The organism is Xylophilus ampelinus (genome assembly GCF_003217575.1).
In the GTDB taxonomy this organism is placed as follows: Bacteria; Pseudomonadota; Gammaproteobacteria; order Burkholderiales; family Burkholderiaceae_C; genus Xylophilus; species Xylophilus ampelinus.
Genome location: NZ_QJTC01000003.1, coordinates 40,293 through 52,105, shown reverse-complemented (window position 1 = coordinate 52,105; position 11,813 = coordinate 40,293). Strand labels below are relative to the sequence as shown.

Genomic DNA, 11,813 nt, shown 5'->3' with positions numbered 1-11,813 from the left:
CCATGAGCCCGTCGCCTGTCACCCGTACCAATGAAAAAGGCTCCCGAAGGAGCCTTTTTCATTCTGCAGAAGCAACTCAGTAACCGCTGCGGCCACCGCCACCGCCGTAACCGCCACCACCGCCGCCGTAACCACCGCCACCACCACCGTAGCCGCCACGACCGCCGCCGCCGCCAGGAGCTCGTGGCTCCATTGGACGTGCTTCGTTGACCGTCAGGGCGCGGCCGTCGAGTGCATGGCCGTTCATGCCTTCGATGGCGGCCAGGGCTTCTGCCTCGGTACCCATTTCGACGAAGCCGAAACCCTTCGAACGGTCTGTGTCACGTTCCATCATGACCTTGGCGCTGGCCACGGTGCCGTACTCGCCAAACGCTTGTTGCAGATCGTTGTCGCGGATGCTGTAGGACAGATTGCCTACGTAGAGTTTTTTGCCCATGAGGACTCCAAAAAGAACCAGAGAAAGCGATGGAGTCCCAAATCACGACAAACAAATTAAAGCTGAAGCGCGAAACTGACCAATCACCGAAGGACGCCTGCACAGCGAAGCTGCACAAACTCCATGCGATTATGAACCGGATTCGTTTTCGCGCGCCAGCGAAATCGTTACATTTATCCGCGTCTCGGCGGGCCTGGAAACCGCGGACCTCGCTCGCCGCACAATCGCCGAATGCCGCTTCCCCTCCTGCCGACCGACAGCCTGGGCAACCCGCTCACGCTGCACGACCCGTCCTCGCTCGCCGCCGTCGATGCCTTCGTGGAAGGCTTCGTCGCCTGCGAATCCCGTGCGGCCGAGGTGATGTCCGCAGCCGGCGACACCAGTCCGCTGGTGCAGGCCTACTGCGCCACGCTGCACATGTTCTCCGAGTCGCGCGGCGGTGCCGCGGCGGCGCGGCCCTTCGTCGCCCGGGCGCAAGCGGGTTGCGCCGGCGCCACCGCGCGGGAGCGCCGCTTCGTCGCGGCCGTCGCCGCCTGGGTCGGCGGCGACGTGCTGCGGGCGATCGCGCTGCACCAGGAGCAGGCGACCGAGCATCCGCGCGACTTGGCGTCGCTCAAGCTGGGCCAGTACCACGCGTTCAACCGCGGCGATGCGCCGGCGATGCTGCGGCTGGCGCTGGCCGCGTTGCCCGCGTCGGCCGATGTTCCCTATGCCCACGGCATGGCCGCCTTCGGCTGGGAACAATGCCATTTCATGCCCGAGGCCGAGGCAGCCGCCCGCCAGGCGATCGCCTTGCGCTGGAAGGAGCCGTGGGCCCACCATGCGCTCGGCCATGTGATGCTGACCGAAGGCCGGATCGCCGAGGGGCTGGATTTCATGCAGGCGGTCAGCGCCACCTGGACCGGCCTCAACTCCTTCATGGTGACCCACAACTGGTGGCATCTGGCGCTGTTCTTGATCGAGCTCGACCGGCTGGACGAAGCGCTGGCGGTCTACGACACGCAGGTCTGGGGCGTGGCGCCCGACTATTCGCAGGACCAGGTGGGCGCGGTGTCGCTGCTGGCCCGGCTGGAGATGGCCGGTGCCGGCGTGGGCGCGCGCTGGCAGGACGTGGCCGACAGGCTGGCGGCGCGCACCCACGACCAGGTGCTGCCCTTCCTCGACCTGCAGTACCTCTACGGCTTGGCGCGTGCCGGCCGGCCCGAGGCCGCCCTGCTGCTCGACCGCATCGCGCAGCACGCGGAGCACGGCCCGGCAGCCGACCGTGCGGCATGGAAGCGTGCGGCGGTGCCGGCGGCCCGCGGCTGCGTCGCCCATGCGCAGGGCCGCTTCGCCGACGCGGCGCAGACACTCGGCGCCGCGCTGCCGGTGCTGGTGGAGATCGGCGGCAGCCACGCGCAGCGCGACCTGTTCGCGCAGCTGCACCTCGATGCGCTGCAGCGCAGCGGCCAGGCGGCCGAGGCCCTGCATCTGCTGCAGCCGCAGTGCAATGCGCGGCCCGAATCGCGCCGACTGGCGCGGCAGGCGCAGGGCCTCTATTCGGCGCTGGGATTGCCGGCCGACAGACTGTCGGCGCGGGCGGCCGCGGCCGCGGCGGCCTCGCGCTCGCGGGCCAACCGCGTCTGCTCGTAGACAGGCTGTGCCGGCAGGCCTTCCAGGTGGCCGACCTCGGCCCAGGCCTGGATCTCGATCGCGCCACGTTCGTCGACGCGCACCCGGTTGAAGCCGGCGTTCGGAATCTCGGCCATCCGCGGGCCGTCCAGGCTCAGTGCCTGCGCGGTGCGAAACACCATGTCGAGCACGCCGCCGTGGCTCACTACCAACACGGTCTTGCCGACATGCGCCGCCGCCACGCCGCGCAGCGCGGCGATGCTGCGGGCGTGGAACTGGCGCGTACTCTCGCCGCCCGGCAGGCTGCGGTCGGCCTGGAAATCCAGCCAGCGCAGCCACGAGGCGGGCATCGTCTCGCGCAGCTCGGCGGCGGTCAGGCCTTCGGCCTCGCCGAAGAACTGCTCGCGCAGGCCGGCATCGGTTTGCAACGACAGGCCGAGCCGCGCCACCGCGGGCGCCGCGGTCTGGCGGGTGCGCAGCAGGTCGCTCGCCACCGCATGGTCGATCGCCTCGTGCGCCAGCCGGTCGGCCAGGCGCTCGGCCTGGGCCAGGCCGACGGCGTTCAGCGGCACGTCGGAATGGCCCTGGAACCGCATCGCGCGGTTCCAGTCGGTCTCGCCGTGGCGGATCAGGATCAGGTCGGTGGGCAAGGTGTCGGCGTATCCGGGACCTGTCAGGACTTGGGCGGGCGCTGCATCGACTCCAGGCGGCCCATGTCGATCGCCTTGACCGCCTTGCGCAGGTCGTCGATCTCGACGTTGTCGGCCGCGCCCTGCACGACGATGCCGTTCTCGAGCATCACCGTGTACTCGCCGTGGGACTTGTCCTTGCGGTAGTCCTCCCGAACGGTGCGCTTGCCGTCGCGGTAGACCTTCTCGACGCTGTCGGCCGTCTCGCGGTCGAGCGTCATCCGCGACCACGCCATGCCGATGACGGCGGCGGCGCCGGCATCGGTGATCGAGAGTTCGACGTTGCGGTCGTCCTTACGGTAGACCGCGCGGGCGGTGCTGCCGCCCAGGCCCATCGCGGCGGCGCTCTGCGCCTCGATCGATTCGCGCGGCAGACCGTCGGCGGTCTCGGGCAGCACGGCACGCAACTGGTCGGCCGGGATCACCGGGCCGGTGCCACCGGCCAGCGCGCCCATCATCTCGCCGGCGGCCCTGCCGGCCGCGGCGCTGTCGCCCGATGCCTGCGCGGCCTCCATTCTCTTGCCGGCCTCTTCCATGCGGCGGGCGGCTTCTTCCATCCTGGCCGTGTCGATCATGACCGCGCCCTCCATGCCGCGCAGCATGACCCGCTGGCCGGTCGCGCCCGCGGCCACCAGCCCGGCGGGCATCGCCAGGCCGGCGATCCACGAGACGAGCACCGCGGCCACGATGCTGCAGATCGCGACCACCGCGGTGTAGCCGCCGGCCTTCTCGGGCGGGCACTTCATCATCACCGGCAGGCCGGTGTAGAGCAGGTAGATCGTGTAGAGCGCCGCCACGATGCCCAGCACCGACAGCGCCGGCAACAGGCTGAAGATGCCGCCCAGCAGCGCCGCCGTGCTGGCGTAGACCACCAGCTTGAGCGCGCCGATCCGGCTCCTGTTGCCGCCGAAGCCGGGCGCCAGCGCATCGACCACCAGCGCCACCAAGAACACGGTCGCCAGCGTCCGCAGGTAGCCGACGACCATCCCGACGATGCCGGCCAGCAGCGGCACCCGCACCGACACGCCCACCATCTCGAAGCCGACCAGCGAGGTGCCGATGAAACGCGCCACCGCCGGCACCAGCGCGAGCAGCATCAGGTACCGGGTGTAGAGGCCGCGGGGCGTGGCCGGCTCGGCGTCGATGACCGGCCAGGTCTGCTGAGGCTTGAGCAGGATGTCCTGCACGCGCTGCACGAGGTCCATGCGTTGATCTCCGTCTGGGGTCGAGTGTGTCGGGCGCCTGCCTCCAGCGCCGGCCCGCAGTCTATGCCCTGCACGACAGCGGCGGCCGGCCCGCGCGCCCGGCGTAGCTCACAGCCCGATCACCCGCAGCGGCAGGCTGCAGTTCACATCGCGGAACGGCCCGCCGACCCGCGTCCAGCCGCTGCCGGGCGAGGTCTGCGCGCAGACCCGAGTGCCGTTCTGCAGGCTGCGCCACTGGTACCAGGGCGCCGGCGCGCCGACCGCGGCCGTGGCGCACGCCAGGGCCAGCAGTCCCGCGGCCCGGTATGACCCCCGGACCGGGAGGGCGAAGGCGGCCGGTAGCACGGACATGAGCATCAAGATATAAAGCGGCTGGAGAGAGCATGCTAGCGCCCTGCGGCCTTCCGCTGCCGATCACGTGCTGCCGGCGCCTGCCGACACATTGCAGACATTGCGTCCCCTGCCCGCGGTTTTGAAACACCATTGGACCTCTGCCATGACGTCTTCCAGCCCTGTGCCACCCGCTGTCGCCCCTGGATGCGAAGGTTGCCGCAGCGGCGAGAGTCATCCGGGATTCGACTTCACGATGGCGTTCCAGCCGATAGTCGACGTGGCGCAGCGCACCGTCTTCGGCTACGAGGCGTTGGTGCGCGGCCTGCAGGGCGAGGACGCGAGCAGCATCCTGTCGCAGGTAGGGCCGCGCAACCGGTACGCCTTCGACCAGGCCTGCCGGGTCAGGGCGATCGAGCTGGCCAGCACGCTCGGCCTGCAGTCGATGCTGAGTATCAACTTCCTGCCCAATGCGGTCTACCGGGCCGAAGCCTGCATCCGCCTGACGCTGGCCACCGCCGAGAAATGCCGCTTTCCGCTGGAGCGGATCATGTTCGAGCTGACCGAGGACGAGCGGACGAGCGACGTGCCGCATCTGGTTTCGATCTTCAGCGAGTACCGCAAGCGCGGCTTCATCACCGCGATCGACGACTTCGGCGCCGGGTTCTCCAACTTCGGCCTGCTGGTCGATTTCGCGCCCGACGTCATCAAGATCGACATGCACCTGCTGCGCAACATCCACCTGGACGCCCGGCGCCGCACCATCGCCCAGGGCCTGCTGGCCATCTGCCACGGCCTTGGCAGCCGGGTGATCGCCGAGGGGGTGGAGCAACCGGACGAGGTGAAGGTGCTACGCGACATGGGCGTGACGCTGTTCCAGGGCTACGTGTTCGCCCGGCCCGCGCTGGCCGCGCTGCCGCCGGTGGACTGGTCCGGCGCTCTCGGCAAAGCTTGATGCTATCAATTCGATAGCTAGAGATCGTTGCCGTTCGCCGGCTACAGCTACTTTTTCTTCAAATCTGTCGGGCGGTGACGATCCAGCCTTCGAGCGGATCGACGCCCCCCGGCAGCCCGTAGCGCGGCGCGCCGGCCTGGTGCTGCTGCAGCGCCCAGCCGGCCTGCAGCAGGCAGAGCACCGCGTCCAGCGCGTCGCCGCTGGCGTCGGCCACCAGCAGGTCGTGTTGCAGGGGGCTGAGCTTCAGGCGCAGACCGATGCGCAGCGGCCCGCCGGGGGCGCGGCCCTGCTCCAGGGCCGCCAGCAGGTCCTTGCGGGCGATCAGCCGGTCGGACGTCTGCCTGACGCGGTCGTCGCTTTTGTAGCTGCGCCGGCCCAGCACCTCGCGGGCCTGCAAGCCGGGGTAGGCCTCCAGCGCGACGCGGCTTTCGGTGCCGTCCGGCTCCGCGCCGACACCGGCCAGCCAGGCGCCGGCCGCGCGCAGCAGCGGCACGCCGGCGTGCAGCATGAAGGCGACCGGCGGATTGACCCATTTCATCGACGGGCTGGAGACGGCCGGCCCGTCGGTGGCGCGGTGGGCGAACTTGCCGCCCACCGGCCGCGCATCGCAGAAGGCGGCGAAGCGGGTGCGGATCTCGTCGCGGGTCAGACCAGCGTAGTGGTCGATGCAGGCGCCCCATTCGGTCGGCCAGCCGAGCGTCTCGACCAGTTCGCGCGGCAGGCCGAACGGCAGATCGAACCCGCCGACCCAGGTAGCGCCCGGCGTGGCCAGCCAGGCCGCCCAGTCGACCAGCGTGTCGAAGCGGCGCAGCTCCAGCAGCTGCACCCGCGGCCCCGCCAGCCGGCCGAGCGCCACCACGATCGGCTTGCGGCGGCTGGGGCTGCTGGAGAAATCGCAGCCGAAGAGCCAGGGGGCCGGAGCGGCGGGAACGGACGGTGTCGGGTGTGCGGGGAGCATCGGGTCAGCCCCATCCGAGCGCGACGACGCCGGCCGCGGGCCGAGGCGGCATCAGCAGTGGCGGCCGACGATCGACGCGGTTACCGTCAATTCTTCGAGCAGTGCGAGCGAGGCGCGACCCGGCACGGCGTAAGGATCGAGCTCGGGCCGCTCGGAATACTTCAGCACGAGGGAAGCGTTGAGCCGCGACAGGTTGACCTGGCCCATCGTCCATCCGCCGAAACGGCGCTCGGCGATGTCCTCGAACAGCAGCAGCTGCACGTCTTCGTGGCGCGGGTCGCGCAGCAAGGTGCCGTAGAGCTCGCTGACCGCGGCGCGGCCGCCCTCGATCGCCTGCAGGAAGATGCCGCGGCCGTAGCAGAGGATGCCGGTGATGCCCGAGACCGGGTTGTGCTCGCGCGACTTGGCGAGTATCGCGTCGATCGCCGCGGGCGAGTTGTCGACCGCGCGACTGGCGTAGATCAGGCGTACCAGCATGGTCGGTCTTCCTTGCCGCCGGCGGCGGGCATCGAGCAGTACGGGCGAAGGACGGCGGCCATGTCAGTTCTGCCGCGGAATGAGCGAGAGGAATTCGCGGCGCAGGGTCGCGTCCTTCAGGAGGGCGCCGCGCATGACCGAATTGATCATCTTGCTGTCCATCTCCTTGACGCCGCGCCAGGACATGCAGAAGTGGCTGGCCTCCATCACGATGGCCAGGCCGTCGGGTTGTGTCTTGTCCATGATCAGGTCTGCCAGCTGCACCACCGCCTCTTCCTGAATCTGCGGCCGGCCCATCACCCAGTCCACCAGCCGGGCGTACTTCGACAGACCGATGACGTTGGTGTGTTCGTTGGGCAGCACCCCGATCCAGATCTTGCCGATCACCGGGCAAAAGTGGTGGCTGCAGGCGCTGCGCACCGTGATCGGGCCGACGATCATCAGCTCGTTGAGCCGCTCGGCATTGGGGAACTCTGTGATCGGCGGCGCCTCGACATAGCGGCCGCGGAACACTTCGTTGAGATACATCTTGGCCATGCGCCGCGCGGTGTTGCGGGTGTTGTGGTCGGTCTGGGTGTCGATCACCATGCTGTCGAGCACGCCGTGCATCTTCTCCTCGACCTCGTCGAGCAGCCTCTCCAGCTCGCCGGGTTCGATGAAGGCGGCGATGTTGTCGTTGGCGTTGAACCGCTGCCGGGCCACGGCGAGCCGCTCGCGGATCTTGACCGACACCGGCGTGCCTTCGTCGGAATCGCGCGGCGGCGGAACAAGGGGATCCATGGGTTCAGCGGCTTTCTTCAACATCCGAAGATAGTAGCAGCGACGCCCGAATGCCGCCTACACTGCGCGCGGGCATCGACATCGCCCTCCTTCCCAGGCCGCCCAACCACAAGGCATGTCCCAGATGACCGCTCCCGTCCTGCAGAAGATTTCCACATGTCGGGCACTGGTCGTCGACGGCAATCCCACCTCGCGCAGCATCCTGGTGGCGCAGCTGCGCGAATACGGCGTGGGCAAGGTGATGCAATGCACCCGCGTGCTGGAGGCCCGGTCGCGGCTCGAACACGCGCAGTTCGATTTCGTGCTCTGCGAACAGAATTTCGCCGACGCCTCGTATTCGGGCCAGGACCTGCTCGACGACCTGCGTCGCGCCCAGCTGCTGCCCTTCTCCACCGTGTTCTTCATGGTGACCAGCGAGGCCTCGTACGCCATCGTGTCCGAGGCCGCAGAATCGGCGCTCGACGGCTACCTGCTCAAGCCCTTCACCGCCTCGGCCCTCTTCGACCGGCTGCAGATCGCGCGGCTGCGAAAGGCCCACCTGAAGTCGATCTTCTCGGCCATCGAGGCGCAGCGCTTCGACGAGGCCGCCCAGCTCTGCCTGGAGCGTTTCGAGAAGCGCGCGCCCTACTGGCTGTACGCCGCACGCATCGGCACCGAGCTGCTGCTGCGCCTGAACCGCCTCGACGAAGCCCGCATCCTGTGCGAGGCGGTCATCGCCGCCAAGGCGCTGCCATGGGCCAAGCTGGGCGTGGCGCGGGTGCACATCGAGGCCGGCCACACCGCCAAGGCGATGAGCACGCTGGAGCGGCTGGTCGGCGAGGACAGCGGCTTCGCCGACGCCTACGACGTGATGGGCAGCGCCCAGGTCGAGCTGGGCAAGTTCGACGAGGCGCTCGAGACCTACCGCATGGCCGCCGAACTCACCCCGGGCTCGGTGGTGCGGCTGCAGAAGCACGGGATGATGGCGTACTACATGGGCGACCGGGCCACCGCCGCGCGCGTCCTGGCGCGCGCCGCGATGCTGGGGGCCGACTCGAAGATGTTCGACGCGCAGTCGCTGGTGCTGCTGGCCTTCGCCTCGTTCCAGAACGGCGACCGCAAGACGCTCGACCGCTGCACCGCCGATTTCCAGCGCCTGCTGGAGCGCGCACCCGAGGATGCGCGGCTGCTGCGCTTCACCGACGTGGTCGCCACGCTGCGCATGATCCAGTTGCGGCAGTTCGCGACCGCGGTGGCCTCGGTGCGCAGCTTCGCCGGCACGATCCTCGACGCCTCCTTCGATTTCGAGGCGGCCTGCAACCTCGGCGGGCTGCTGTCGGTGCTGGCGGCCACCTCGATCGAATTGGGCGACAGCGAGACCTGGATCCAGACGCTGGGCCTGCGCTACGCCAGCTCCCGCGGCCTGGGCGAGCTGCTGGCCAGGGCGTGCGTGGCGCACGCACCGCATGTGGAGATGCTGCGGACCAGCCACGCGCGGATCAACAAGATGGCCGAGACCTCGGTCGCCCTGAGCCTGGCGGGCGACCCGGGCGGCGCGGTGCTGGGCCTGCTGGCGGACGGCGAGGCCACCCTCAACGCCAAGCTGGTGGACGTCGCGCAGCAGATGTTGACCCGCCACGGCGCCCGCATCGAGGGCGCGGCCGGCCTGCACGTGCGCATCGCCCGCCTGCGCGACGCCTGCGGATCGCAGCCGCGCCGCGCGGCCCTCACGCAGGACAAGCACCGCCAGCCCGGCGGACTCAACCTGCGGGTGGCGCCGCCCGCCGAGGCACTGGCCAACGCCGGCTGACGGGTCGGTAGAAGAGCCTGCGTTTCACGCTGCGGCGAAGCGCGGCAGCATCGTGATCGCCTCGGCGTTCGAGGGCGAACGACCGGCCTCAGCCGGCCTTGACCGCATCCGGATTCCGCAGACGGATGTGCAGTTCGCGCAACTGCTTCTCGTCGACCGGGCTCGGTGCCTGGGTGAGCAGGCACTGGGCGCGCTGGGTCTTCGGGAAGGCGATCACGTCGCGGATCGATTCGGCGCCGGTCATCAGCGTGACGATGCGGTCGAGGCCGAAGGCCAGGCCGCCGTGCGGGGGCGCGCCGTACTGCAGCGCGTCCAGCAGGAAGCCGAACTTCTGCTGCGCTTCCTCGGGCGAGATCTTGAGCGCGTCGAACACCTTCTGCTGCACATCGGCACGGTGGATACGGACCGATCCGCCACCCATCTCCCAGCCGTTGAGCACCATGTCGTAGCCCTTCGAGATGCACTTCTCGGGCGCGGTGACCATCCAGTCCTCGTGGCCGTCCTTGGGTGCGGTGAAGGGGTGGTGCACCGCGGTGTAGCGCTGCGATTGCTCGTCGTACTCGAACATCGGGAAGTCGACCACCCACAGCGGCGCCCACTTGTTCTCGAACAGGCCGGTCTTCTTGCCGAACTCGCTGTGGCCGATCTTGATGCGCAGGGCGCCGATCGCGTCGTTGACGATCTTTTCCTTGTCGGCGCCGAAGAACAGCAGATCGCCGTCCTGCGCGCCGGTGCGCTTCAGGATCTCGGCGATGGCCGCGTCGTGGATGTTCTTGACGATCGGCGACTGCAGGCCCGGCCACCGCGAGGGCCCTTCCAGGTCCGGCCCCTTGGCCCGTTCGTTGACCTTGATGTAGGCCAGGCCCTTGGCGCCGTAGATCTTCACGAACTCGGTGTAGCCGTCGATCTCGCCGCGCGAGAGGCCGCCGGTCTCGCGCGCGCCGCCGGGCACGCGCAGGGCCACCACGCGGCCGCCCTTCATGTTGGCGGCGCCCGAGAACACCTTGAAGTCGACGTCCTTCATCACCTCGGTCAGCTCGGTGAACTCGAGGTTCACCCGCAGGTCGGGCTTGTCGGAGCCGTAGCGGTAGGCGGCGTTCTGATAGGTCATGACCGGGAACTCGCCCAGGTCCACGCCCAGCGTGTTCTGGAACACCGTCTTGATCATGCCCTGGAACATCTCGCGGATGTCCTCCTCGGTCAGGAACGAGGTCTCGATATCGATCTGGGTGAACTCGGGCTGGCGGTCGGCGCGCAGGTCCTCGTCGCGGAAGCACTTGGTGATCTGGTAGTAGCGGTCGAAGCCCGAGACCATCAGCAGCTGCTTGAAGAGCTGCGGCGACTGCGGCAGCGCGAAGAACTGGCCGTCGTGCACCCGGCTCGGCACCAGGTAGTCGCGCGCGCCTTCGGGCGTCGACTTGGTGAGCATCGGCGTCTCGATGTCGATGAAGCCGTTGGCGTCGAGGAACTTGCGCACCTCCATCGCCACCTTGTAGCGCAGCATCAGGTTGTTCTGCATATACGGGCGGCGCAGGTCCAGCACCCGGTGCGTGAGGCGGGTGGTCTCCGACAGGTTGTCGTCGTCGATCTGGAACGGCGGGGTGACCGACGGGTTGAGCACGTTCAGCTCGTGGCACAGCACCTCGATCTTGCCGCTCTTGAGGTTGTCGTTGACGGTGCCTTCGGGACGCGCGCGCACCAGGCCCTTGATCTGCACGCAGAACTCGTTGCGCACGTCCTCGGCCACCTTGAACATGTCGTCGCGGTCGGGGTCGCAGACCACCTGCACGTAGCCCTCGCGGTCGCGCAGGTCGACGAAGATCACGCCGCCATGGTCGCGGCGGCGGTTGACCCACCCGCACAGGGTGACGGTTTCGCCCATCAGGGCTTCGGTCACGAGACCGCAGTAATGGGAACGCATAGCCATGTCAGTGATTCCGTAAGCTGGGGGGCGCCGCGTGGGCGCCCTGTTGGGGTTGCGATGGTCCGACGGGCACGACCACGCCCATGGAGACGATGTACTTGAGCGCCTCGTCGACGCTCATGTCGAGTTCGATGCAGTCGGCGCGGCGCAGCATCACGAAATAGCCGCCGGTGGGGTTGGGTGTGGTCGGCACGTAGACGCTCAGGTAGTCCTCGCGCAGGTAGGTGGCCACGTCGCCGCCGGGCGACCCGGTGACGAAGCCGACCGTCCAGACGCCGTCGCGCGGCCACTGCAGCAGCACCGCCGTGCGGAACGCGTTGCCGCCTTCCGAGAACAGCGTGTCCGACACCTGCTTGACGCTGGAATAGATCGAGCGCACCACCGGGATCCGCACCAGCACCGCATCGCCCCACTGCACCAGCTTCTTGCCGACGAAGTTTCTGGTGACGGCCCCCACCACCAGCAGGATCACCAGCGTCAGCACCACGCCGAAGCCGGGAATGTGTATGCCCAGCAACCGATCGGGGTGCCAGGCGGCCGGCAGGATCAGCAGTGTCTGGTCGAGCGTGCCCACGATCCAGTCGAGCACCCAGACGGTGATCGCCAGCGGAACGATGACCAGCAATCCGGCGAAGAGCCATCGGCGCAGTGCCGTCACC

The 11,813-nt window shown here is 68.8% G+C and carries 12 protein-coding genes; 3 read left to right on the top strand and 9 right to left on the bottom strand.

Going from position 1 to position 11,813, the window contains the following annotated elements; genetic code table 11:
• Positions 1–76: 76 nt before the first annotated feature.
• Positions 77–436, bottom strand: a complete 360-nt coding sequence (locus DFQ15_RS03175; protein ID WP_110464581.1) for an RNA recognition motif domain-containing protein — start codon at positions 434–436, stop codon at positions 77–79.
• A 231-nt stretch (positions 437–667) separates the two neighbouring features.
• Between DFQ15_RS03175 and DFQ15_RS03170 the strand changes: the two genes are divergently transcribed.
• Positions 668–2,068, top strand: a complete 1,401-nt coding sequence (locus tag DFQ15_RS03170) for a tetratricopeptide repeat protein (protein ID WP_110464580.1) — start codon at positions 668–670, stop codon at positions 2,066–2,068.
• Here the strand turns inward: DFQ15_RS03170 and DFQ15_RS03165 are convergent.
• From DFQ15_RS03165 to DFQ15_RS03155, 3 genes are all read right to left on the bottom strand, one after another.
• Positions 1,972–2,697, bottom strand: coding sequence for a histidine phosphatase family protein (locus DFQ15_RS03165; protein WP_259292606.1), 726 nt, complete (start codon positions 2,695–2,697; stop codon positions 1,972–1,974). The two genes, DFQ15_RS03170 and DFQ15_RS03165, sit on opposite strands and share 97 nt — an antisense overlap.
• Before the next feature lie 23 nt (positions 2,698–2,720).
• Entirely contained in the window at positions 2,721–3,941 is a 1,221-nt protein-coding gene (locus DFQ15_RS17660) for a Yip1 family protein (protein WP_110464579.1), read from the bottom strand.
• Between the two features lie 108 nt (positions 3,942–4,049).
• On the bottom strand, positions 4,050–4,292 hold the full coding sequence (locus tag DFQ15_RS03155) for a hypothetical protein (RefSeq protein ID WP_233504245.1): 243 nt from the start codon (positions 4,290–4,292) through the stop codon (positions 4,050–4,052).
• Positions 4,293–4,437: 145 nt separating this feature from the next.
• On the opposite strand from DFQ15_RS03155, the gene DFQ15_RS03150 reads away from it, so the two are divergent.
• Positions 4,438–5,226: an EAL domain-containing protein gene (locus tag DFQ15_RS03150; RefSeq protein ID WP_110464578.1), complete on the top strand. Its 789-nt coding sequence runs from the start codon at positions 4,438–4,440 to the stop codon at positions 5,224–5,226.
• Positions 5,227–5,284: 58 nt separating this feature from the next.
• Here the strand turns inward: DFQ15_RS03150 and DFQ15_RS03145 are convergent, their stop codons facing one another.
• The 3 genes from DFQ15_RS03145 to folE all read right to left on the bottom strand — a co-directional run bounded on the left by DFQ15_RS03145 (position 5,285) and on the right by folE (position 7,441).
• Positions 5,285–6,184, bottom strand: coding sequence for a DUF429 domain-containing protein (locus DFQ15_RS03145; protein WP_110464577.1), 900 nt, complete (start codon positions 6,182–6,184; stop codon positions 5,285–5,287).
• Positions 6,185–6,235: 51 nt separating this feature from the next.
• Positions 6,236–6,661 (bottom strand): BLUF domain-containing protein, encoded by a 426-nt coding sequence (locus DFQ15_RS03140; RefSeq protein WP_110464576.1) that lies wholly within the window; start codon positions 6,659–6,661, stop codon positions 6,236–6,238.
• A gap of 63 nt (positions 6,662–6,724) precedes the next feature.
• Positions 6,725–7,441: a GTP cyclohydrolase I gene (gene folE, locus DFQ15_RS03135; RefSeq protein WP_199399802.1), complete on the bottom strand. Its 717-nt coding sequence runs from the start codon at positions 7,439–7,441 to the stop codon at positions 6,725–6,727.
• 124 nt (positions 7,442–7,565) lie between these two features.
• Between folE and DFQ15_RS03130 the strand changes: the two genes are divergently transcribed.
• Positions 7,566–9,230, top strand: coding sequence for a tetratricopeptide repeat-containing response regulator (locus tag DFQ15_RS03130; RefSeq protein ID WP_110464745.1), 1,665 nt, complete (start codon positions 7,566–7,568; stop codon positions 9,228–9,230).
• Positions 9,231–9,318: 88 nt separating this feature from the next.
• Here the strand turns inward: DFQ15_RS03130 and aspS are convergent, their stop codons facing one another.
• A complete protein-coding gene (aspS, locus tag DFQ15_RS03125; protein WP_110464574.1) occupies positions 9,319–11,157 on the bottom strand; it encodes an aspartate--tRNA ligase in 1,839 nt (612 codons plus the stop codon).
• Between the two features lies 1 nt (position 11,158).
• Positions 11,159–11,812 (bottom strand): DUF502 domain-containing protein, encoded by a 654-nt coding sequence (locus tag DFQ15_RS03120; protein ID WP_110464573.1) that lies wholly within the window; start codon positions 11,810–11,812, stop codon positions 11,159–11,161.
• Position 11,813: the final 1 nt, after the last annotated feature.

Bases quoted from the DNA above. Each gene is read 5' to 3' on its own strand.
- DFQ15_RS03175 (WP_110464581.1), bottom strand. From the start codon at position 436: ATGGGCAAAAAACTCTACGTAGGCAATCTGTCCTACAGCATCCGCGAC.
- DFQ15_RS03170 (WP_110464580.1), top strand. From the start codon at position 668: ATGCCGCTTCCCCTCCTGCCGACCGACAGCCTGGGCAACCCGCTCACG.
- DFQ15_RS17660 (WP_110464579.1), bottom strand. From the start codon at position 3,941: ATGGACCTCGTGCAGCGCGTGCAGGACATCCTGCTCAAGCCTCAGCAG.
- DFQ15_RS03155 (WP_233504245.1), bottom strand. From the start codon at position 4,292: ATGTCCGTGCTACCGGCCGCCTTCGCCCTCCCGGTCCGGGGGTCATAC.
- DFQ15_RS03150 (WP_110464578.1), top strand. From the start codon at position 4,438: ATGACGTCTTCCAGCCCTGTGCCACCCGCTGTCGCCCCTGGATGCGAA.
- DFQ15_RS03145 (WP_110464577.1), bottom strand. From the start codon at position 6,184: ATGCTCCCCGCACACCCGACACCGTCCGTTCCCGCCGCTCCGGCCCCC.
- DFQ15_RS03140 (WP_110464576.1), bottom strand. From the start codon at position 6,661: ATGCTGGTACGCCTGATCTACGCCAGTCGCGCGGTCGACAACTCGCCC.
- folE (WP_199399802.1), bottom strand. From the start codon at position 7,441: ATGGATCCCCTTGTTCCGCCGCCGCGCGATTCCGACGAAGGCACGCCG.
- DFQ15_RS03130 (WP_110464745.1), top strand. From the start codon at position 7,566: ATGACCGCTCCCGTCCTGCAGAAGATTTCCACATGTCGGGCACTGGTC.
- aspS (WP_110464574.1), bottom strand. From the start codon at position 11,157: ATGGCTATGCGTTCCCATTACTGCGGTCTCGTGACCGAAGCCCTGATG.